This window comes from Vibrio sp. TRT 2004 (assembly GCF_050113735.1).
In the GTDB taxonomy this organism is placed as follows: Bacteria; Pseudomonadota; Gammaproteobacteria; order Enterobacterales; family Vibrionaceae; genus Vibrio.
In genome coordinates this window covers 1-23,414 of record NZ_JBNJOH010000026.1, presented here as the reverse complement: position 1 = coordinate 23,414, position 23,414 = coordinate 1, and the positions used below count along the sequence as shown (strand labels likewise).

The following is a 23,414-nucleotide window of genomic DNA, read 5'->3' as shown; positions in this document are numbered from 1 at the left end:
GATGAAATTGATCGAAGTACTATCTATACCAACCTCGATATATGGTCTATAGCTTAATAGTCGTAACAGTCAGCTTAATGATAAGGGTGGAAGTGCTTCGATTTTTTATTAGTGTATTGGTTCTAGTGAGTTTTACTTCTTGGGGGCAAGCTGAATCGCCGCAAAAGCTTGTTGTGGCTAACTCAAAAGCATGGAAACCCTTCTCATTTATTAATCAAGAAGGTCAGCCTGACGGTATATTGATTGAGTATTGGCAGGAGTTTGGTCATAAGAACAATATAGACGTTGAGTTTCTTTTGTTGGATTGGCAATCATCACTCGAAGCCGTAAAAGATGGCCGTGCAGATGTACATGCGGGTTTGCTATGGTCCGAAGGACGAGACAGCTACCTAGACTTTACCGCTGGCATTATGTCTATCGACACTCAGCTTTTTATCAGTCAAGAGCATATAGGCTCTAGTCTAGATGAATTCATGCTCTCTAAGCACGACAATAAGGTAGGGGTTGTTGCGGGCGGTTATGAGGAAGAGTTCACCAAACTGCATTTTCCGAATCTCAATCTGGTTAGCTTTGCCAATAACAAACAGATGATCGAATCTGCGTTTGCGGGTGATCTTGATGCGTTTGTTGCAGACCTACAAGTGGCCAACTTCTATATCCACACATCTCAAAAAGCCCCGAAATTTATTGGGGTTCGCCATCTCTATTCTGGCGAGTTAAGGGCGGCGGTGGCTGAAGGGAATATAGCACTACAACAACGAATTTCACGAGGTATCAACTCATTTGATGTTGAAGATAAACAGAAGATCTTCAATCGCTGGATGTACATCAATACTGTGTATCCTGATTACCTAATACCGCTATCTGCACTTGCGATTGGTTTAGTTACTTTTGGCTATATCGTAACACTTAATATTACGGTTAAAGTTAAAACTAAGGCGCTGGAGCAGGCCAACCGAGAGCTTAAAGTACTTTCTGAAACAGACCAACTGACAGGGCTAAGTAATCGACGCCACTTTGTTGCAGAGTTAAAGCAACGTCTTTCCAGTGAAGCGGCAATTTCAGTAATGATCTTTGACATTGATGATTTTAAGAGCATCAATGATACCTACGGTCACCAAACTGGTGATGAAGTGATTAAAAGTGTGGCGCATGCCGCCGCCGATATCGTCCCTGAGCAACATTTGATTGGTCGTATAGGCGGGGAAGAGTTTGCAATAGTCATGTGTGGTGTGGAGTTTGGCAAAGTCGTGGATATTGCAGAAAGCCTATGTGCCAGAATTCGACACTTATCTATTCTCGATAACCCAAGCATCAAAGTTTCAGTCAGTTTAGGCTGTGCACATTATTTGTCTAATAACGGTGACATCACGCTATCAGACGCTGACCACCTGATGTATCAATCAAAGTTAGAAGGGAAGGATAGAGTCACCGCGATCTGCTATCCCTAGTATTCACAATGAGATTTCTTCCCGAATAACGGCTGAATCTGGCGGCTAATTTGTTGCCGTCAGAGAGAGAATTCGCGGAAAAACCACTCACATTGATGCTTAACTGTCCACTTGAACGCAAACTCCAAAAAAAAGGTTTTCTTTTCAGTCAGATGTGGCATATTAACTAGGTCTTCGACGCAAAGCGTACTTCGTATAATGGCTATTACCTCAGCCTTCCAAGCTGATGATGCGGGTTCGATTCCCGCAGTACGCTCCAATCTCACTCGATATTCTCCAATAAATTCAATTATTTACATCTAATATTAGAAAGAGCTAATAGGCACTGATACGACAAGGTGTCACGATGTACATTTTTCGAAATCGTAATTCTACCTACTATTCTCGTTTTTACTTTCCCTCTCAATGGGTTAACTTTGGCTATCCAAAAGAAGTGCGTTAGGTAAGGTCGTTGCGTTGTTCGCCCCTAAAAACAACCTGATTGAAGTCGATCCAGCCATTAGTAAGAAGATCCATCGCATTCACTTTATCAGAGATTCTCATGTCTTGTGCGCATTGAAACAGGGGCATATAAATCGCTTTTCGAATCAACTCGCGTTCAATTCGCTGATAACCTTGAACACGCTTACTTTCATCTGATTGAGCCAAATTATCAAATACTTGTTGTTCGAACCAAGGCTTTGATTGCTTATTCAGGCTCGCCGTCAAGGTGTTTGTGCACAACAGCCATCCAAGCCAAGAACTCTCTTTATGTTCACCAAACACCTCACCAGAAACAATAATATCCGCTTTCGATTGTCGCTCTACTTGGTCAAATTCAGGGTATGGCAGCACGGTAAGGTTTGAATCTAAACCATGCTGACACAGCAGCTCAGTGATGTTTTCAGCAGCTTCAATATGCCCAGGCAACTGATAAGTTAACACCTCAAGCGGCACCTGATTTACGGAAGATAAGTCCACTTTTTTGCCTAATTTAAAGGGCTCAAGGCTTGTCATGCCTGAGGCTCGGCGATAAATTACAGTGTCTCTCACACCGTTCATTGGTAAAGATTGCAGCAACTTTTGGATGTATCGACGATGTTTTGTTAACCTCATCCATGCGTTGTTTGCACTGTTTAAACAGACGTAGATACAGCCCTCTTCCCACTGTTGTACCTGTGTGAATGCATCGGAAATATCCGCAGCTGAACTGCCATGCACAATATCGCAATTCATTTGGAAGTCCTTTGCAGATAAGCCCATGTTCCAGATTTCTACGCCATCTAACCAAGGTCGATAACCATGATAATGAGTGGAAGCAGTCAGTAGCGTTCGGTAGTTGGTTTGCTCTGCTAATCGAAACGCTCCACTTCCGACTATCGAGCCGTCGCTATTCAATTTGGAAACCGACAACGCACTATTCGCCATCAACTTTGGCAGATAGTGAGACAAACGTTTGGAACGAATTCGTAAGGTGTACTCGTCGACCACAGAAAACTCATCAATGAGCTTGAACAGACCTCGACTCACCGAGTTTGACGAGATGATCCACTCAAAGGATTCCTTCACATCAAATGCAGTAAGTGCTGAGCCGTCCCAGAACTTAAGTGATTTACGCAGTCGGACTCTCAGCGTATCTCCTGTATGCTCCCAAGTTTGCGCTAGATCCCCCTCCAACTGGCCAGTGTCCTTATTGAAACGTAGCAGATTGGCATAGAGGTAATTCGCGATATGTTGCTCAGTACGCCTTGATATTTCATAGGGGATCAAACTATGTGTCGCTCGATAAAAAGGGATTTGGAGAATGTCCTGATCGTTATCTTGCTGTTGATATTGACTAACGTAATCGGCAATAAACTGATCACGATCTTTGCTTCTGATTAGCTTCAACGCCTGTTCGGTTTTTCCCTCATTCATCCAAAACTTAGCTTGTACGCTTAATGTTGTGTGTACCGGCTCTTTAAGGAGAAGCTGAGGCAAATTACCTCTTCCAACACCCGACTTCCAATCAATGACCGACTCTTCCACCAGCCTTTTGATGACCAACTGAGCATTGCGACGTGTGCAGTTCAACGCTTTCGTTACGTCATTTAATGAAATCGGTGTCCATCGACCTATCTCAAACCCAAAGTCTCGCAAAAATACTAAAGCTAACCAATAACGCATAAAGGTGAAATCCTAAAATTATATTTCTATTTTTCTTCATCTTTTATTTTCAAATAATAGCCGCGTTACCGAAAATAAAAAGGACATTTAGATGAATACGTTAGCTGAGTCTCATGGCTCCATCTGGAAGAATAAAACCTTTGTTACACTGTTTAGCAGTGCTCTGTTTGTAAGCTTTGCGAGCCAAATCTACGCACTTGCATTACCGTTGTTGGTGTATGAACTGACCCAATCTTCCGAGTGGATGGGTTGGATGAGAGCCGTTGAGTTTCTACCCAATCTATTACTGGCTCTTTTTATTGGCGTGTGGGTCGATCGCTGTGATAAAAAGCAGTGGTCGCTGGCGATGTTACTCGGTCAAGCGGTAACGGTGCTCACGTCCTTCTTCGCAGTTGAGTTCCTTGAAGATCCATTATGGGTTCTGTTCCCGTGCGCGTTCTTAATGATGGCATTTAACTACGGCTACCATAATGCGCGGATGTCGATTCAGAAAAGCGCGCTTTCACATGACACTCAGAATGTAGCAACAGCTCGAATGAGCTCCTTGGGCAGTTTTATGGAAACCGTAGGGCCTGTACTCTCGGGAGCCATCATGTTATTGGCGGCCATTCATAACGTCTTCATCGGCGTAGCACTTTTGATGTTACTGGCTTTTTGGCAGGTCAAAAGACTCGAGGTAAAAACACCCATCAACAAATACCAACAAAGCACTTTCAGCGCCATAAAAGAAGGTTGGCAAGCACTACGTAATGAACAGAATATGTGGCTGATCACTCTTGCTGTAATGGTCATTAACACAACAGGCGCGGTATTTTGGATTCAAGCTATCTATTATGCCAAGGCAGATTTAGGGTTGAATGCTGTAGGAGTGAGTTATCTGATCGTTGCTTCTGGTCTTGGTGGTCTCATTGGTGCATTCAGTGCCGATAAACTACGTAAAAAATGGGGGCTGGGATGGCTTCTCATTATCTCGATTGTACTTGAATCGATCGGGTTTGTTATTCCACTGGTAATGGAGAATCAAACAGCGCTTATTGCTGGGTTCTTTTGGGTATCCGCTGTGGGTTTATATAGCAGCATCTGTGTTTGGAGTTACCGCCAAGAAGCCTTTGATATCAGCGTTCTCGGCCGAGTAAACGGTATAACGGGCTCGCTCTTCAAACTTCTAATGCCGTTTGGCCTTGCTGGTTCTGGCTATATAACATCATTGATTGGTATTGAGTGGTTGTTCGTCGGATGCTTTGCCACACAACTATTAACAGCATTTTGGTTAATGACGACCAGCGTCCGTTCTATTCGTTAACAGCAAAATTGGTGATAAAGTTGAACATCATCATTGGTGGCAATAGACGTGACTCGCACTAACAAAACGGGGCATTAACCTTAGCTACTTCGCGTACTTTTGGTTATGACCCCTAAAGCACTTTTATATGGAAAGAAGATTAATGAGCTTTACGCTCAGAGAGCGACGCTAATAGTTTGAATGTTGGGCGTGATAACCTCCAGTTCTTCGCGGTGTACTGAGTCAGTATGGCACGCGGAGTGTCAGGGAGAGGAGAGGGAATTCATATCATTGGTTATGTTTAAGGGATAAAAAATGGTTATTTGGCCTTGTTTGTTCAAGTTAGAGGGTGATTCGGAACTAATATATTTGGACTCTGAGCCGTATTTAGTCGCTGAGTTGGAGGGGTTAATCTGGGATGCTTCAGACCTTCTGATAGATAGTAGTGGACAGTGCTTCGTGCTCAGCGTAGAAGGTGATGGTTATGTGTTCGAAGCTCAAGGAGCTCCGCTAACTTTGCCGGAAGTTACCAAATTGGTTCAAGAGCATGAATTTTCGAAAGCGGAAATGTGTCTTACAAAAATTCAGTTTTCATCTGTTGCAGAAGCGATTCAGTCGCTCTCATTGGGTAAATAGTCGAATTTTCCTCAATTGTCGATTATGTGACCTTTTGCCTAGGGTTTGTCCGTTGAGTTTGTTGATAACAGATCAATTGCTTATGCTTGCGAGCATGTCGAACGTTTCTTCAAGTTGGTAAGCATCATGTTTAATAATGCCGTCACCGTTGGAACGCCAACCAGTACAGGCGGAAAAGTCTTAACAGGCAGTGCTGGCGTAAAAATTAACAATTTGGATGTGAGTCTCTTGGGAGACCAAGCTACCTGTACTTGTGGGGATGAAAACTGTCGTGGAGTAGGTCCAATCATGCAGGGCAGCCCGCGAAATATTAAGATTGGTGGTAAGCTGATAGCGATGAAAGACGATCCGGTTGATACCGGATGTGGCAATTGTTTTGTGCTTTCGAGTGGTGACGCTGTGAGCCTTGGTGCTCAAATGTCTGGCTCAATTGATATGGGTTCAGGCGTTAATATAGGGCAATCAATATGGGGGTGGGTGTTACTTTTGGTGCTGGCGTACCTATTGGAATAAATAAGATCGAATCAAAATATCAAGGAATATTATCATTTGATAGGCGAGTTATTTTTTCAACAATAGTGAAATATCGCATTGAAACAATGGATGGACACGTTATAAATCAAGGTTGTTCTAGTGTTGGTTATTCTGGTAAGCTAAAATCAAATCAAACAGTTAAAGTGTATGTGAGATGATTATGATAAAAGAAAATATTATCATAAATGGAGTGGCATACCAGTTTGAAACAAGAGAAAATAAAACTGAATTGGTTTACGACATTGAGTTGACTGATTCAAAAAATGACGATTCAGCCAACCTTTTAATACCCAGTATTTTAGTTGTAACAAGGAGTTCTGGCGAAATACTGTTTATATTGGAATGTTCGGAAGGAGAAAGTTTTGAAATTTTACCAGCGTTAAGTTTGTATGAGCGAAAAATACAATGGTTTGAGCCGTTAGCTGATAATTACAGAAAGTTGCTATATGTAAATAATAATAATTACGTTAAAGCCGCTTATAAACTATTCACATGGAATGATATTTACGAGTTTTCATTGATTGATAGAAGTTCATTCGCTTATCGAAAACGAGGCTCTGGTGACTGGAAGTATGTAGATGATGGCGCTAATGGATACCTTTTATCTCTAATTGATGGTGTTCCATATTGGTCAGATGCTGTAGGACAAATCCCATTTGCAATAGATACGTATAGATTGTTAAAAAATAAACAGTCAGTACAGTTTTTGGGCGGGGTGTTTGCTGAGGGGGAATTTAGTGCTGCAATCAAATCACTAATAACAGGAGAGTTAGACAAGACCAATTCATGGGATAATTATTTTGTATTGAGAGGTGTGCTGTTTGCCGAAAAGAAATTTACATATAAAGTACTCCCTACGGGTAAGCTTTACCCTAAGACTTTATTTAATGAGGTGATAACTAATTATGACGTTAATAATTTATCAAAACCGATAACTAAAATGGAAAGGGATACATACCTGTGATTTATAAATTAATTGTTGCTATGGTGGCAGTTATTGTATGTATGTTGTTTTATGATGCTTCATATGGCATCTACGGTCAATACAACACAATAAAAGATCAAGACATTGGCTATATCCTTTTTTATTTTGTTTTTATGTATCTTCCAGTGTATTACACGTATCAATATAAGCGATTGAAAATAGCATCAATGTTGCTGTCTGTCGTTATTGTTTGTTACATTCATTTTTCAATTGGCGATTTGTTCCCGTACAAACACATATTGATTATATTGTGCTTGTTTGTTGGTTTTGTATTTATTGAAACGTTAACCAGATTAAAAAAGAGATATGAATTAAATGCAAAAATTGATATTGAATCTTAACAAGGCTTAATCGACTCCGTTTTTAGATTGGCGAATGTTCCATTGGTTTGTCCCCAATATACCTGTATAAATCGCCGAGCAAAGGATGTCGAGGTTTGCTTTAAAACCTCTTCACGAGACACTATTCAGCACCTAGCCATTAAGGAAATTTCGCGAGATTGCATATACGATACAAGGGAGTGCCACAGGGCGATTAAGGTTAAGAAAGCGATACCTATAATCCCATCGCGTGAGGGAGCTGCCTTCTGGGGAAAGGGGCATCCACGCAATCTGGCGGTTGGCGGCCAGAAACTCTATGGGTCGAACAAAAAGTGAAAACAGAAGTATGGTTACCACAGACATTTACTGTCTGAAACCGCTATGTATCGCGTGAAAAAGTTACTTGAATCCTCACTCACTCTTCGTAATTACTATGCAAAAGTTGGGGAAACTTACGCCATGATCAAAGCCCTCAACAAGTTAACTGGGATAGGTATGGCCGAATACGCTGTTTTTGACTTGTATGATGATACTGTTGAATCTATGAGTTCAACCGTAGATTATATTGAGAGCCTATTATGATTAATGGTGTTTCAGCTTTGCTTTGGCTTCCTTTCTGGGGAGGGATGGTAATAAGTATTGTGGTTATGATTGTATCTGTACTTGGCAACTTAATAACATTACCAATAATTATATTTCTTCTTAGAAACAGAAGAGACTATTTGATCGATAAACTTGATATCTATGCTCCAAAAAAAATACAGGGATGGGCTCATTTCCCATCGTTTTCATGGATCCGCTCGAGCCAGCAGGCATTTAGTTGGTTTCATCGTCATTCAAAGGAAGAAATTCAATACTGGCGTAACGGTATAAAAAAAGAGCTTGGAAGTGTTTATTGGTTGTATCGGTTGAATACAGAATGCTTGAGGTTTAGTTTCCTGAGTATTTTTTTTGTGTTTGTATTTATGGGGATAGAATATCAATTTGGGATATTAGGTATTCCTTTCTAAATCCTCAAATTTTATTGAAGGGCTGTAATGGAATGGTTAACCAAGATAACACCGACAGGTATTCATTTGATGTACATTAAAGCAACGCATTGAGTTGGTTTACTCGTCAATTCCTCTAAATTAGCAAAAGCGCTGACAAGCTTTTGTTCAGATCCTTGCTACGGGGTGACGTAACACGAAAATGCCCCTTTATGAGCTAGGCCTTTTACTCCATCACGTGCTGTTAATGTGCGTTTACCCTACTAAAACTTATCCATTATTTTGCTGCTATTCGCTGTGAATTCCTGTGATGTTTCACGGGGTAAAGTCGACTTGCCAAAAATCACTTGCCTTCCACTCTACTTATTGATGCGCTTTAACCGTACGACTCCTAGTAATTAACCTTATATAGCTTTCAATGTAATAGTAATTTAATCAATGAGTTAAATTATTTACCGTTTGGTTTTTAAGAAGATGATAGTGGAAGATTTAATTTATGTCTTATATTTCAGTGTCAACCGATCAAACCTTTGGCGGTTTCTCGGTAAGCTTAGTCATTATGGGTGATGCCAACATGGATGAACCTAAAGCGCGCATTGGTTTTGCGGGACGCAAAGTTATTAAACAAACGGTACTAGTAAGGTTGCCAGTAGATTTTCAACAAAGGATATTTTGTCGCTGAACATCCTGCGGTACTTGTAACGATCATTTTTTATTACATCCTCCTTCCCATAATTAAGAAAAGCTTGAAGAAGCTTTGTCGCGTAATAGTGAATTTACGAAAAATCGGAGCCAAAATTCATAACAAAACTTTCGATGATTCCAGTTATCTACCAAGCGATAAGGCTTTAAGGGCTTGTTACCGCTTGAAGAATAATAGATGAAGTGGATTATTCTTTTACGCAACAAAGCCTATCGAAGATGTAAATAATAAATCCAATACTTACAAAGAATATAAATCATCATCAAATACTTTAGATTGGCGTGATAATTAAATTGGATCACTTATCGTAAAGTGTTAACTTAATGATAGAAATGTTGCGCAATGGTTAATGGAAAGCGCTAACAAATCAATTAAAAACTATAAAGGTTCGCTATGAAAAACCGTACAGTTGGCATTATTGGTATTGGCCCACGTGGACTAAGCGTGTTAGAGCGTATAATCGCCCTCTCAATAGATACTCCACATCAAGCATTAAATATAAAAATCTTTGACCCAAACCTGCCAGGCTCTGGATGTCATGATGTAAAGCAACCGAACCATTTACTCGTAAATACAGTGAGCTCTCAAATCACTATGTTCGCCGACGAGAGTGTTAGTGAAGCTAGGAATGTTATTTCAGGGCCTACTTTTTATCAATGGTTGTGTGAGAGGCCAAAGGATGAACTGAGCCCTAAAACAGTATTACCCAACGAATACTATTCGCGCTCGCTATTTGGAGAATATCTGAACTGGGTATTTCACTATCTTGTTGATATTGCGGCGCCTCACATCACGATAGACTATTTACCTTGTGAAGTGATTGATATCGATAAGTTAGATAATCAGTCCTGGAGTTTACGAGATGACCGAAATATTGTCACCAATGTTGAATACCTTTACTTAACTACAGGACATACTAAAGTCAATTACATCAAACCCGATAGCGCGCTAGAAATTACCAATCCATACCCAATTAAAGAAAAGCTCAAATATATCTCTTCGGATCAAACTGTTGCGCTCCAAGGTCTTGGCCTAACGGCGTGCGACATTCTGGCTGAACTGTCTATTGGGCGAGGCGGTAAGTTCATCCGTACTCAAAAGGGTTGCCTTGAATACTCTCCTTCTGGAAACGAGCCCCGGATCATCGCATATTCTCGTACTGGCCTGCCTTTGTCGGGTAGGGCTGAAAACCAAAAAGGCACATCTGAACAATATCATGCAAAGTTTCTAACACTTTCAAAGGTCGCAAGGTTTAGAAAACAGGGAGCCATCAATTTTGTCATTGATATACTCCCTTTGCTTATCAAAGACATGGAATATGCCTACTACGAAAGCTACCTAAGCCAAAAGAAAGGGCTAATCGCTGCACAAAAATTCTGTAACCAGTTCCTATATTCTTATCCGAACGAGCAGGAAACTTTAGTTGCGAAAACAATTCCAATTGAAGATAGGTTTAGCTGGGATAAACTTGCAGATCCAGTCCCAAACTACGCTCTAAAGTCTCCAGAAGTATTTATTGCTTGGCTGATTGATTATCTTGAAGCAGATATTAAAGAAGCAAAAAAAGGAAACATTAGTAGCCCAATAAAATCTGCTAGTGATGTATTACGTGACTTAAGAGACATTATTCGGGATGTTATCGACTTTAAAGGCCTTACCGAAGAGTCGCATCGCTGGGTTGACTCTGTGTTTATTCCTTTGATGAATCGAATCGCGGTAGGTCCACCAAAAGAAAGAATTGAAGAGATGGTCGCCTTACTAAAAAGTGGTGTCCTCAAGTTAAATCTTGGCCCCTCGCCCGAGGTAATGACTTGTTCGAGTACTAATTCAATCACTCTCAAATCTACGGTATGGCCTGAGCTAGAAGAACAAGCCGACATAAAAATTCATGCAAAGATCTCAATGCATAGTCCAAAAGATGACGGGACTAAACTCTGGCAAAATCTTTTAGCGAAAAAATATACAAGGCTTTATTTCAATGGTAATTACCATCCAGGCGGTATTGATGTAACACAGAACATGAATGTAATAGATGCTAATGGCATAGAGCAAAGCAACATCTGGGCATTGGGTATTCCGACAGAAGGTAATAAGTTTTACACCTTCATCGTACCTAGGCCTGGTGTTAACTCCACGGCAATTGTCGATGCGGGTCGAGCGGTAAATACCTTGTTCAAACAGTTATCTTGCACCCCAGCGGAAGGTAGACAACATGTCACAAGTTAAACTACTAAACCGCTTTACCCTCGCAGGACTAGCGGCGACATTAGTTGGGAATGGTATAGGCCGATTTGCCTACATAGCATTGATGCCAGTGCTCATACAGAGCGGATGGTTCTCAAGCGAAGATGCCTCTATTCTGGGGGCAGCAACGCTGATTGGCTATATCTTCGGTGCACCAGCTTCAAGCTTTTTACAGCGATATTGCTCTACCGGAACACTTATACGGGCCTCTCTCTTACTGAGCAGCTTTAGCTATCTTGGCTGCGCATTGAAGTCAGCCCCCTTTGAATGGTTTTTAACACTGAGAACCATTGCTGGTGTATCAGGAGCTGTTCTTATGGTGCTCGCGCCACCTGTGATCGCAAGCCTTCACCCACAAGAGATAAAAGCACGAATCAGTGGTGTTGTTTTTTCGGGGATTGGTCTTGGTGCCATGATTTCAGGAACCATCATACCTTTACTTATCTACCAAAGTGTCGAAAGTGCGTGGTTAGGTATGGGAGTGATAGCGTTTCTTGCAACTGTTCTTACTTGGAACGCATGGTCTACTGAGATAAAACCAAAGCATTGTACTAAAAGCCCATCTACTTTTGATGCTTTATCTAGAAACGAGCGTGTCAGCATAGGCTGCGTACTTTTAGCCTATACCTTTAACGCTATTGGTTATTTACCTCATACGCTCTTTTGGGTTGACTATATTGTTCGGGAGCTGGAAATGAGCTTTTCAAGCGGCGGGTTTTATTGGGCAGTCTTTGGGATAGGAGCAGCTACAGGGCCAATAGTTACCGGTGTACTTGGAGACAAATTTGGGCTTAAAAAAGCACTATTAGCCGCTTTTTGTTGCAAAGCATTAGGGGTAGCACTCCCACTATTAAGCACCAGTGAAATGGCACTTTTTGCTTCATCTCTACTGGTTGGTATGTTCACACCTGGCACCGTTACACTGGTATCCACTTATACCTTAGAAATCGTTGGGCCGCAGCTCCATACGAAATCTTGGGGGGCAATGACAATGGCTTTTGCAATATCTCAAGGTGTTGTGGGTTTTGTCATGGCTCACTACGCTCCGCAGCTCACCAGTTATAACGCCCTGTTTATGATAAGTGCGAGTGCACTCATTTTATCCATACTCTGCATTGCATTTACATCACCTAAACAGCAGATGTTGAATGCTGCTCAAATAAGTTCGTAGCAAAGGAATCGCTCATGAAATTGTATTTAAATGATACTTCTCCATTCTCTAGGGTGGTGTTAGCTACCGCATATATGTGCCATGCACCATTAGATCTTGAATGGGTCGATCCATGGCAAACCCCACAGGTATTGGTCACAATCAACCCGTTTAGTACCATACCAGTTCTAGAAACCGCTGATGGGGTTGCACTTAGCGAGAGTTTGACGATTTGCGAGTTCTTATTACAAACTCACCCAATAGAGACACTCTCAATGACCAAGGCTAACGATCCCAAACGTATGTCGTTATTAGGGTTAAGTAAAACTCTAATGGAAGTGTCATTTCGCTGCGCTGCGTTGAGCCGTTTCGACGCTGAGCAAAATGTGCTCGCGGAAAGAGGAAAAAACGGGATACAAAGATGTATTCAAGCAATTATCGAGCAGCTAAGTGACGCTCATGATTTGCTAAAACCCGATTTCTCGACCTTGTACCTACATGTTGCATTGGATTACGTTCTGTTCAGGCATACTAGCCTTCTTTCAGAGAAGGAGAGCGACATCGTCATTACTGCCTTACAAGCTTCGCCTTTCAAAGAAACACTAGAAAAGTTGAGCCTCGAGTCGCTTTCCAAAAAACTTTGCTATAGCGAATACAAAACTACTTAACTGCTTTCATCAAAGCTTTATGGAACGATTCAAGTATTACCCCCCCCCTCACAAGAGCATAATGATCTTTTTAGATTGATGACCGTAGGGGAGAAAAAGGATTTATATCGAGAGGTGCACCCTACAGAATACTCAGTCGGCAGGATGCATGTTATTACTGACTAAGTTGATTGAAGCTCGGCAAACGCTTAGCAAACTTTGCCATACCACTGGTTATTCATGAATTGCTAATGCTCGCTTTTCCCTAACGCATTTTTGTCCAGATGTGTGTTGGCGGGGCATGTGACACGAAATTGCCCCATAGTGTTTTACATTAGATTTTCCGCGCCGTGCTCACTTTGGTATTCGGCTTACTTTTTCTTATCACAAAAACTCTAGTGATGAGCCACCACGGTGAGCATCAATAAGGTAAGGTATCGGACAATAAGTTTTCGAGAAGATGGCGTTCACTTTTTTCATAGCTTCAATTTCAAGCAACTTCTCAGCGAGCTATTCGTCCATTTGTGGTTGGACTGAAGGCGTGGTTATTTACAAAAAGTGCAGTAGTTGCATCTTGTATAATTTAGTTGAGATGGTCAAAGCGAATGGTTTGGTATCGGTAGAGTATCTAACATATTGCTTTGAACGACTGGCGGTAGCCCCGATAACCTAGAAGTGTTGGTGCCATGGAACATCAAAGGCTTAAAATCAGCTAAATAGTAAAGAAACGGAAGGCTAATCACCTTCCGTTTTTTTAATTATTTTGATTGAGATTTGAAAAGGTGTTACGGATACGTTTTAAGGAAGAGGTTGCACTGTCACCCATCAAGGCGGTGACTCTAAAGAACAAAATATCAAACAGCATCATTTGAGATAATTGAGGAGTGATCATGCCTAATTCGTGGTGGCGCTCTTGGTAAGCAAATGGCAGCACAAGATCCGCCATTTTGGTTGTCGGTGTTTTTCCATAACGAGTAATCGCAGACACCGTGCAACCTGATTGTTGAGCAATTTCGAGTGACTGAAGGACTTCTTTAGTTTGCCCTCGGGTGGTAAAAGCCAGAGCAAGATCGTTTTCCGTCAACATACTCGCGTAGGCACGTTGAACATGCGTGTCTGAGTTAAAAAGTACGTTTTTATTAATTCGAATGAGCTTTTGACAAGCATCAGATGCCACGACACCGGATGAGCCGACGCCAAATAGCGCAATTTTTTCAGCGTTGACGATAGCATTTGCAAGCTGGTCTAACACTTCAGGTTCAACAACTTTAATGGAGTTTTCAACATTCTTGCTAAATAGATATCCTGCTTTTTGGATCACCTCAGAAGGGGAGTCATCTAAGCGGACGTCGCTGTATAGAATTTCTCCTACATCGTGTTTTTGAATCGCTAAATATTCCAGCTTGAATTCGGAGTATCCTTTGTATCCAAGATGTTGTGCGAAGCGGATGACAGACGCATTACTCACACCACACTGTTTCCCTAGAGCGATGGCGCTAAGTGTAGAGATGTTGTTTTTTTTATCGTTCAGAAGAAATCCAGAAATTTTCTTTTCTGCTTCACTACCATGTACCGATAGTGTTTCCAACCTAGGAATAAGATCTGACATATAGACGCCTGAAATATATGTTGAAGTTTAAAGAATGTTTCTTAACATCATAATCAATATGCTTACACATATCACGCTTAACGTCGTTAAATACAACTTGGTTTCAGAGAGTTGTTTAAGCAACAATGTTGAAAGTGGAACACCAAGCAAAGACCCAACAACCAAGGTAAACGCAGTAGGGATATCACTTTGGCCTCCTTTCGCGTAAATGAAAGAGGTACTGGCCGATAAAGCCAATGCAATAACAATAGACGAGCCAACGGCTTTTTTTATCCCAATACCTAAGTAAGAATTAAGTACTGGAAGAAGCAATACGCCACCACCAATGCCAGTCGTTCCTATGATAAGCCCACAAAAAGCCCCCAAACTTGAAGCGCGACGATAAGACCAATTTGATGTAGCGGATAACGCCATTGTTTGCTGCTGAGGGTGTTGGCTTTTCATATATTTGCGCATGAGTGAAAAAAGGGCATAAAACATCATCAACACAATGAGAACTTGTGTGATGGTGGAAATCAGTTGGTTATAGTCTTCATGTTGATGCAAATACACGACCGTTGAAGCACTTAACATTCCAATAGGAATCGCCCCAAGCAGAATGCCTTTAACACTGCGCCAGTCAACATTGGCGGCTTTGATATGGCAAAAACTCGCATTCACTTTTACTAATGATGCGATCAGGCTTGCGGTTCCGACCGCAAGCACTGGTTCCATATGAAATACGAACTGAAGAAGTGGGATGATAAGAATTCCACCGCCCACACCGGTTAACCCCATTGCTAGCCCAAGCACCAATCCCATCGCAAGCTGAAGTAATATGCTATAGCTGGTGGCGTTACTGAGTAAGAGTGAAATGAATTCCATGCGTCCAACCTCAGTCGTTAGATACCATCTTCTGATGAATTATCTTGGCGTGAGGCTTCTAGTGCGTCGGCTAATCGTGTCAGTCCGTTATGCCCACTGACTACTGCTGTCTTGGCAAATTCAATTAGATCTAAATCTTCTCGTTCTAACAACATCTCGACACACAGTTGTAAGTTGGTGCCTGAAATCACTTCGACATCATCTCTCTGCAGGGCGATTTGTGAGGCCACTCGGAATGGGCTGCCACCTAATAAGTCGGTGAAGAAAACTACGCCGTCTGTGGTGTCTAGTTTGTCGACTTCTTTCAGCATCAGGGTTTCGAGTTCAGGAACAGAAATGCCTTCAACAAAATCAATGGTTGAGAAATTAGGTTGGGCACCAATAATTTGGTGAATTGCTTGGCCTAAACCTGAGCCAAAATGACCGTGACCAACGAGAATTACAGCTATCATATTTCGTCCTATGAATGAATTAGGTTAAGAATGCGGGCAAAGCCCGCATTAGAGGCCACAAGAGCCGTTATAAAATGCCGATGTAATGACCACCGATACCGAACAAAATCATCAGGAATATGATCTTCGTTGGAGAGAGGCCTTTCATAAGTAGGCGGTAAGTCAGGAGTACGAACAGTACTGGTAGAATGTTCGGGACAATTTTATCCAGTAAGTCGGTTTGGATATTAAAGGTCGTGTCCGCATAACCAATGGTGGCTGTAGTCTTTAGTTTTACAAACTGGGCAGACATAGCACCAATTACCATAATACCGACGATGGTTGCAGAGCGAGCCATCGCAACGGTGTGGTCTTTCAGCTTGTCCAGTGCTTTCAAGCCGGACTCGTATCCATACTTGAACAACGGAATTTGTATGCTTAGTCGGGTGACGTTCAGTAGCAACAGATAGAAAATGGGCGCTAATGCCACATTATCCAGTGCTAAAGAAGCCGCAATGGCTGCACTAATTGGTTTTAGCGTAAGGTTAAACATTGCATCGCCAATTCCTGCAATGGGGCCCATTGCCGCCACTTTAAACGCACGAATGGTTTCTACTTTTTGTTTACTCTGCTCCATTGCAAGGACAAGGCCCAGAATAAACGTCACCAAATAAGTGTGTGAGTTAAAGAAGTCCATGTGAGCCCGCATTGACTCGCCTAAACGTTCTTTTTGCTTGTGGATATGCTTTAAACCCGGCGAAATCGCCCAGAGAAAGCCACACGCTTGCATCCGCTCGTAGTTAAATGAAGCCTGAATAAAGAGTTGTCGCCACAATATTTTCCTAACCACACTCTTGGGCAGTGCATTTGAGCTTGTCTTATTTTGTTCGGCAACAGATGCTTGTTGAGTTAGTTGTTCTGACATCTTAAATACCTCCGCCTTGGTTTTGGTTTGATGTAACAGCTGGCTTATTTTCTTCTATTCGTTGTCGCGTCATGTAGTCAATGACGGCGATACATGTAGCGAAAATAGCGATAGCAAGTACCGGAAGATTCAAATATGTCATGGCTGCAAACCCGGCAACAAAGTAGGGGATGAATGCCTTTTTAAACATGATCTTAAGTAGCATCGCAAAGCCAAGTGCTGGCATTAAACCCCCCGCTATTTTAAGACCAGTGATGATGCCTTCAGGAACGTAGGTAATAATGGTGTTAGCAACTTCTTCGCCAAAGTAAACAGGCAGTACAGCGGTGATAAAATAAAGACACCCTAAAGAGAGCATGCCTAAATGATTGATACGGGCGATCCCTTTATCATCACCTTGTTGTGCTAAGTCGTCAGCTTTGTGCATTAAGCCTGAGAACACGGTAAATTGAAGTACGATCAGTTGTTGCATCAAGATAGCGAACGGTAGTGCAATACCCACCACGACTTCTGGAGCAAAACCGCCTTGAATTGCGAATGCTGTACCTACCACAGCACCGATGGTGACATTGGGTGGCTGCGCACCAGCAATGGGCACTAAGCCAAGCCATGCAAGCTCAAGTGCCGCACCTACTGCAAGGCCCGTTTGGTAATCACCTAAGATCAAACCAACAACAGGGCCGGTTACGATAGGGCGTCCAAAATAAAACTGCCCGCTATAAAAGTCGACGCCTGCAAAGGCCGCCCACAGTCCGATTAATAGTATTTCAAACATATCTATCCCTTATATGCGTCGTAGAGTTCAAAAATATCCAGCTTGTCTTCTTCAGGCATACGCTGGATGGCAAAACGTACTCCGAGTTCTTTAAGGCGCTTGAACGCTTGCATGTCGTTGTCATCAACCGATACGGTGACATGAATCTGTTTTTTTCCCTCGGAGAAGTGCATGTTGCCAATGTTGATGTCATTGAGTGGCACCCCACCTTCAACTAAGCGAACCACGTCTTGAGGCGTTCTTACGATAAGAATAATATGCTGCTCTGGTGAGGCGTTGTGGATGACATCGATGGTTTTTTGAATGGAGAAAAATCGTACGCCCATGTTTCCTGCTGACATAGTCATCAGGTTTTGTTGTACTGAATCTTGTGCAACATCATCATTGGCGATGACGATCAGATTGGCACCGGAGTGATGGCTCCATGCCACTGCAACTTGACCGTGGAGCAAACGATTGTCAACTCGAGTTAGGTTGATACCCATAGTGTTCTCTCTTTCTAATGTTATTTTAGTTACTGGTGTGGCGCTGTTTAGCGGTAATAAGTTGTTCTTCTAGTGTTTGGAATTCGTTCTCAATGCACTTAAGTGCTTGCTCATAGGAGACTTTTCCTAGGCACATAAGCGCTGCAATTCGAGGTTTATATTGAGCCTTTTCGAGAAATTGTTTGGCTTTCTCCACTGGGATTTGGCAGATGGAGGCGACCATATTCTCTGCGCGATAAATCAGCTTTTCGTTGTTAGCAACAAGATCGATCATCTGGTTGTTATAAACTTTGCCTAAACGGGTCATAACGGTGGTACTGATCATGCCCAGCAGCATTTTTTGTGCAGTACCACTTTTCATTCTCGAAGAGCCGCTTAGCACTTCAGGGCCAACGTCAGGTGCGATTGCAATTTTAGCTTCTTGTTCCATTGGGGATGTGCCACGAGTACAAATGGCAATAGTTAAGCAACCCATTTCATTGGCGTATTTCAGCGCTGAAAGTGCAAACGGGGTTCGTCCACTGGCAGAAATACCGATGACCACGTCGACAGGCTTGAGGTTTCGATATTCTAATGCGCTGATCGATAAGGTATCGCTGTCTTCCACATCTTCGACAGCGGCTAGCATGGCATCTAACCCGCCAGCGATGATCGACTGAACCAGTTCTGGATCGGTACCGAAGGTAGGGGGACATTCAGCACTATCCAGAACGGCCAGACGACCACTCGTTCCGGCGCCGACATAAAATATCCGACCACCGTTGAGTAGTTGCATGCAAATCGCATCCACGGCTTTTTCTACAGCAGGAAGTTGTTTTTCAATGGCTCTAGCGACCGTTTTATCGTGTGTATTGATGGTTTGTAGGATTTCAAACGTACTCATTTTTGAAAGCCCTAATGTTTTTGAATTCATTTCATTTTCAATCAATGCATCAATCTTGGTGTCTCGCATAAATTCAAATCCTTATTTATAAACTTATCTGGAGTTTCATTACCGTAGCTTCTTTTTAGTGTGTAATGAAAGTACATTTGTGATTTTATAAATAGAAGTGTGAGTTATGTCGTAAGAGTACAATTATTAAATGCATTTATGTATTAATGTTACATACTGATGCTGTTGATTATGGGAAAGGGGGTTTTTGTAGTCAGCATTTAGATTCTCGCAGGTAACAGGTAGGGGGCTATTTAGGGTTCGTGTTCGAGAATAGTGTTCAACCATTTAATCCTTACTTGATAGAAGGAATTGGTGACAAACATGAAAAAAATGACAGTACTTAAGTTAAGCGCTCTTACGATGAGTATGGGGCTTTTAGCGACGCCGATAGCAATCGCGATGCCTGTAGATACAACGTCTGCCGTTACTGCCTCGGTTCAGAGTGACGCAGATATTCGCGATGGTGTAGCGCAGCAAATGGCAGCGTATATCGATGCTACAAAGCCTAGTGTGACTGACGTAGGCAATTGGATTGCTCCGATATCGGAAGGCGGAGAGTTTAATCCAGAGACCGGTCAATGGTCGGATATTGACTATGTATCCTCAACCGCAGCAGCTTTTCCTGTGACCGAACATTTAGATCGCTTACTGGCTTTAGCGCGTTGTTACACCAATACTCAATGTAACGAAAGTACATCTCCGACACTGCTTACAACCATTTCAGCGGGAATGAAACACTTTGCAGAAGCTCAATATACTCATACAGGCTGGTGGTTCAATTACATTGGTATTCCCCACAAGGTAGGTGAATTGGTGGTGTATGTCAGAGCGAATCAAATCCCGGTCAATGCGGTAGATTACCAAGCGTTAGTTGACGCGAAATACCTGAATGCTCGAAGCCACTGGAGTTATGGTCGAGGAGCCAATGCGATTGATATTGCCATAGCGAACATGTATAGCGGCGTGGTAAGAGACAACTCAGAAAGGTTGAGCTATTACAGTAATGAAGCACTGAATGAAGTTGGTCGTAATGATATTGGGATCAATGCAGATAAGAGTTTCTTTGCTCATGGTCCGATGCTTAATACTAACTCTTATGGTTGGGTTTTGGTCATGCGGACACTTCAGGTTGAAGCGTTTACGCGCGGTTATTACTCGATGAGCACCAATAGCCAAAACTCGTTAGAAGGTTTTATGGATCAAGGCATGTATCCCACATTCCGTGGTCGCTATCATGACTATCTAACGGGTGGACGAGGTGGTGTTTCAAGAGAAAACAACCTTGGTCGCGGGTTCTCTACGGATGCATTACAACGACTCAATCCTGATAGAGCTGAACACTTTGAACTGGTTAATAAAGTGACCAGTGGACAAGTATCTGCAGCTCAAATGCCGTACCGGGGCGTGAAAGGGTATTGGAATGGCGATTATTTGCTTAAAAATGAACAGGCTTATCAATATTCTGCACTCACTCATTCTAATCGAACCATGGCGATTGAACAGGGCAATGGTGAAAACTTACTAGGCGCTTTGATGTCTATGGGATCGCATTCCATCCGTTTGTCAGGAGATGAGTACTACAACATATTTCCTTTGTGGGACTGGTTGAAAATCCCCGGCGTGACTGGAAGAGAAGGCCAGTCGATGAACGTAGGCTGGAATAGCAAAGGTATTGCATTTTCTGGTGTTATGTCGGCTGCAAACAACGCCATCATGGTACATAGCCAAAATAAATTTGGGGTCACAGTTAAGAAGGCGAACTTCGTTTTCTCCGACGCTATTGTTGCGATGGCCTCAGAGGTCACTTCCAGTCAAGCAGGTCTGGTTACCACATCTCTTGAGCAAAATTGGTTTCGCGATAATGTGACCATTGGGCTTAGTAATGGGAGTACAGACTCTTTAACTTTGGGTGAAAATAGCTATAGCGGCGAAGAGCTGGCCTACCTGCTGCATAATGGCACGGCTTATATGCCGCTCGACAACAATACCTATAAGGTCAGTGTTGAAGAGCGTATTGGCAAGTGGACGCGAGTAAACAACTCAGAAAGTGACCGTGACATTACGGGCACGGTGTTTACTAGCTGGATTGATCATGGTGCTTATCCTGCAAACGCAACCTTTAGTTACGCTATCTATCCGGGAGTCAGTGCTAATTCAGTATCAAACTTAAATCCTCGTAACCGGTTTGTGACCTATCAAGAAGGGAACACATTGGCGGTATATGATAAGCGTGATGACGTTTTGCAACTTGTACTGCGAGAAGCGGGTCAATGGAGTAATACAGAGCTGACGCTGGTGTCTGACCAAGCTGGCATGTTTGTGGTCACGGGGGGCAGTTCGCAGCAACCAACACTGTATTTTGCTGATCCGGATCAGGCGTATACCACCGCAACGGTGAGCTTATACAATACGCACGGTGGAGCATCATCCCAATTGAGTGCGCCGAATTACCAGCAAACCAATGTTTCATCGGACTCCTTGGCTATGGGTGACATTCAGCTCACTCCCGATCTCGTGTTGCAAGCCGCATCAGATACCTTTGTGCGTTACGGAGGCTACTCTGATGACAACTACGGTACCTCTGAAAAAATCGCGGTTAAAGCAGATTCTAATTCCGCATATCGACGTCATGCTTACCTTCAATTTCCAATCGATCAGGTAAATGCCTCTGCATTAAACACCGCTAAGCTTGAGTTATCTGTTTTTAATGTCGGCGAAGCTCAGCCCGTTGTTGCCTATTTGGTGAATGATAACTCGTGGGATGAGTCTGCAATAACTGCGAATACTGCACCTGCTACCGGCGTGCAAGTGGCTACGGCAACGAATAACAATGGTGTATTCCAATGGGATATCACGGATGCTGTACGAACTGCTGTCCAACAAGGCTTAAATGCGATTAGCCTGAAACTTGAAGTTGCCAATAATGGTTCAAATAACTGGGTGACGTTTAACAGTAAAGAAAATGCAGCTGCCGGCCCTGTGATTAACATCGATTATAACCCGATAGAAGAGCAGATTAATGCTGTTGAAGATGCATTTGTTCAAGGTGGCACTTCTGCTGATGGGAATTTTGGTTATGATTCACGCTTGATCGTAAAGCTGGATCCCAATTCATCAAGTTTAACACGTGAAAGTGTGCTTAAGTTCCCGATTGGGTATTTAAGAGCGGATGCGTTAAATCGTGCTGAAGTTTTACTTGAGGTGAAATCAATTGGCCAAGCCATGACGTTCAATATTGCAGAAATTGACTCCAATTGGACTGAAAGTAATGTGACCTTTAATTCACTCTCGAGAGGAAATAGCACGCCGATTACGGTTGCAGTAAATACTACGGATCAGACGGTAGCGATTGACGTGACTGGATTAGTGAAATCTGCATTAGAGCAGGGTAAACAACAGATCTCATTGCGATTGTACAGTGGTGATTCTGGAGGGCAAAAATACGCCACTTTTTATAGTAAAGACAGTGACTTTACGGCGCCTTCGTTAAGCACCTCAAGTTATTAATACACTTAATCTGCCACTTTTACTCTTTCGCAGTAAAAAGTGTCATCTGCTAATAAAGTCTCTACTTAGGTAGAGACTTTTTACATCCTCATTTTATAGCACGGCAATATAAAAGTAGCTTAATGTGATTAATCGCGACTTTGTTTATTATGTCTTACTCATCTTTATGCACTGAGTGTTACTATTTCGATGACCAAATGGGGGAATGAAAGGATGTATTTAACTTGGAGAAGAACTGCATTAGCGCTATTAGCTGGTTCGATCGCTTTAGATCAAATGGTTAATCAGTTTGCTTACCCATAACTAAAGCTTATCATATTGGTAGTACTAGCTTTGTTTTCAGCGGTAATCGCTGTCTTAGGTTATCAGCGTTGGTCAAAGAATGAGCAATTCTTCCCTTATATATCATTGCTAAAAGCTACGAGCCTGTTATCCGAAGCCTTTTGGCTTTCTGAAGTTCGTAACAAGGTTTTGTCCAGAACCGTTACGAATGGCACTTCGTAACTCAGGTGTGCCCCAAAATCACTTAGACTAAATATTCTACACAATTCAGAGGGCGTGCGTTTACTCTACTAAAACTTATTCGATTGAGTTGATAACTCATCATTCCCGTTACTAGGCGACATATTGCAATCTAACTTCCCTTCATGTGTCATAACTTATTGATTGTCAGTTGAGTTAATATGAAAATGACTGCAACGTCGAAATATGAAAGACGACGATTTGTCGTCTAATAAGCGTTATGAGCAACATGGAGCGTTTGGTAGAAAAGGATTATCTCAATGATTGGTAGTATGT

The 23,414-nt window shown here is 42.3% G+C and carries 19 protein-coding genes, 1 tRNA gene and 2 pseudogenes; 14 read left to right on the top strand and 8 right to left on the bottom strand.

Annotated features, from left to right (window positions below; genetic code table 11):
* Positions 1-92 precede the first annotated feature (92 nt).
* Positions 93-1,451, top strand: coding sequence for a transporter substrate-binding domain-containing diguanylate cyclase (locus tag ACQEXR_RS11900; protein WP_427020399.1), 1,359 nt, complete (start codon positions 93-95; stop codon positions 1,449-1,451).
* A gap of 184 nt (positions 1,452-1,635) precedes the next feature.
* Positions 1,636-1,710, top strand: a tRNA-Gly gene (locus tag ACQEXR_RS11895).
* A gap of 179 nt (positions 1,711-1,889) precedes the next feature.
* Here ACQEXR_RS11895 and ACQEXR_RS11890 read toward each other — a convergent pair.
* Positions 1,890-3,596: an ABC transporter substrate-binding protein gene (locus ACQEXR_RS11890; RefSeq protein WP_427020398.1), complete on the bottom strand. Its 1,707-nt coding sequence runs from the start codon at positions 3,594-3,596 to the stop codon at positions 1,890-1,892.
* Between the two features lie 91 nt (positions 3,597-3,687).
* Between ACQEXR_RS11890 and ACQEXR_RS11885 the strand changes: the two genes are divergently transcribed.
* From ACQEXR_RS11885 to ACQEXR_RS11840, 10 genes and pseudogenes are all read left to right on the top strand, one after another.
* Complete coding sequence (locus tag ACQEXR_RS11885) at positions 3,688-4,899, top strand: MFS transporter (protein WP_427020397.1); 1,212 nt, start codon at positions 3,688-3,690, stop codon at positions 4,897-4,899.
* 294 nt (positions 4,900-5,193) lie between these two features.
* Entirely contained in the window at positions 5,194-5,514 is a 321-nt protein-coding gene (locus tag ACQEXR_RS11880; RefSeq protein WP_138973661.1) for a DUF4144 family protein, read from the top strand.
* Between the two features lie 126 nt (positions 5,515-5,640).
* Complete coding sequence (locus ACQEXR_RS11875; RefSeq protein ID WP_427020396.1) at positions 5,641-6,027, top strand: PAAR domain-containing protein; 387 nt, start codon at positions 5,641-5,643, stop codon at positions 6,025-6,027.
* Positions 6,028-6,208: 181 nt separating this feature from the next.
* Positions 6,209-7,012 (top strand): hypothetical protein, encoded by an 804-nt coding sequence (locus ACQEXR_RS11870; protein WP_427020395.1) that lies wholly within the window; start codon positions 6,209-6,211, stop codon positions 7,010-7,012.
* A 362-nt stretch (positions 7,013-7,374) separates the two neighbouring features.
* Positions 7,375-7,935 (top strand): annotated as a pseudogene (locus ACQEXR_RS11865) (transposase); the annotation flags it as partial.
* Positions 7,932-8,363, top strand: coding sequence for a hypothetical protein (locus tag ACQEXR_RS11860; RefSeq protein WP_427020394.1), 432 nt, complete (start codon positions 7,932-7,934; stop codon positions 8,361-8,363). The pseudogene ACQEXR_RS11865 and the gene ACQEXR_RS11860, both read left to right, overlap by 4 nt.
* A gap of 475 nt (positions 8,364-8,838) precedes the next feature.
* Positions 8,839-9,015: pseudogene (locus ACQEXR_RS11855) on the top strand (acetyl-CoA carboxylase, carboxyltransferase subunit beta); the annotation flags it as partial.
* A 423-nt stretch (positions 9,016-9,438) separates the two neighbouring features.
* Complete coding sequence (locus tag ACQEXR_RS11850; protein WP_427020393.1) at positions 9,439-11,271, top strand: FAD/NAD(P)-binding protein; 1,833 nt, start codon at positions 9,439-9,441, stop codon at positions 11,269-11,271.
* Positions 11,258-12,460 carry a YbfB/YjiJ family MFS transporter gene (locus ACQEXR_RS11845; RefSeq protein ID WP_331428233.1) on the top strand — a complete coding sequence of 401 codons (1,203 nt, stop codon included), beginning with the start codon at positions 11,258-11,260 and terminating at the stop codon, positions 12,458-12,460. Before ACQEXR_RS11850 ends, ACQEXR_RS11845 begins: the two co-directional genes overlap by 14 nt.
* 14 nt (positions 12,461-12,474) lie before the next feature.
* Positions 12,475-13,107, top strand: a complete 633-nt coding sequence (locus ACQEXR_RS11840) for a glutathione S-transferase N-terminal domain-containing protein (protein WP_206637491.1) — start codon at positions 12,475-12,477, stop codon at positions 13,105-13,107.
* 733 nt (positions 13,108-13,840) lie between these two features.
* Here ACQEXR_RS11840 and ACQEXR_RS11835 read toward each other — a convergent pair.
* The 7 genes from ACQEXR_RS11835 to murQ form a co-directional block, all read right to left on the bottom strand.
* Positions 13,841-14,695 carry a MurR/RpiR family transcriptional regulator gene (locus ACQEXR_RS11835; RefSeq protein WP_427020392.1) on the bottom strand — a complete coding sequence of 285 codons (855 nt, stop codon included), beginning with the start codon at positions 14,693-14,695 and terminating at the stop codon, positions 13,841-13,843.
* 27 nt (positions 14,696-14,722) lie between these two features.
* Entirely contained in the window at positions 14,723-15,559 is an 837-nt protein-coding gene (locus tag ACQEXR_RS11830; protein WP_427020391.1) for a sulfite exporter TauE/SafE family protein, read from the bottom strand.
* Between the two features lie 17 nt (positions 15,560-15,576).
* Entirely contained in the window at positions 15,577-16,011 is a 435-nt protein-coding gene (gene agaF / locus ACQEXR_RS11825; protein WP_426953079.1) for a PTS galactosamine/N-acetylgalactosamine transporter subunit IIA, read from the bottom strand.
* 67 nt (positions 16,012-16,078) lie between these two features.
* Positions 16,079-16,915 (bottom strand): PTS system mannose/fructose/sorbose family transporter subunit IID, encoded by an 837-nt coding sequence (locus ACQEXR_RS11820; protein WP_426953078.1) that lies wholly within the window; start codon positions 16,913-16,915, stop codon positions 16,079-16,081.
* A 1-nt stretch (position 16,916) separates the two neighbouring features.
* Entirely contained in the window at positions 16,917-17,690 is a 774-nt protein-coding gene (agaW, locus tag ACQEXR_RS11815; protein ID WP_426953077.1) for a PTS N-acetylgalactosamine transporter subunit IIC, read from the bottom strand.
* Positions 17,691-17,692: 2 nt separating this feature from the next.
* Positions 17,693-18,175: a PTS N-acetylgalactosamine transporter subunit IIB gene (gene agaV, locus ACQEXR_RS11810; RefSeq protein WP_426953076.1), complete on the bottom strand. Its 483-nt coding sequence runs from the start codon at positions 18,173-18,175 to the stop codon at positions 17,693-17,695.
* A gap of 25 nt (positions 18,176-18,200) precedes the next feature.
* The gene (gene murQ, locus ACQEXR_RS11805; RefSeq protein ID WP_427020390.1) at positions 18,201-19,127 is read right to left on the bottom strand and encodes an N-acetylmuramic acid 6-phosphate etherase; all 927 of its coding nucleotides are present in this window, start codon (positions 19,125-19,127) and stop codon (positions 18,201-18,203) included.
* 303 nt (positions 19,128-19,430) lie between these two features.
* Between murQ and ACQEXR_RS11800 the strand changes: the two genes are divergently transcribed.
* Together ACQEXR_RS11800 and ACQEXR_RS11795 are read left to right on the top strand one after the other, a co-directional pair.
* Positions 19,431-22,616 carry a DUF7594 domain-containing protein gene (locus tag ACQEXR_RS11800; protein WP_427020389.1) on the top strand — a complete coding sequence of 1,062 codons (3,186 nt, stop codon included), beginning with the start codon at positions 19,431-19,433 and terminating at the stop codon, positions 22,614-22,616.
* 189 nt (positions 22,617-22,805) lie between these two features.
* Positions 22,806-22,919, top strand: a complete 114-nt coding sequence (locus ACQEXR_RS11795; RefSeq protein ID WP_427020388.1) for a DUF202 domain-containing protein — start codon at positions 22,806-22,808, stop codon at positions 22,917-22,919.
* Positions 22,920-23,414 lie beyond the last annotated feature (495 nt).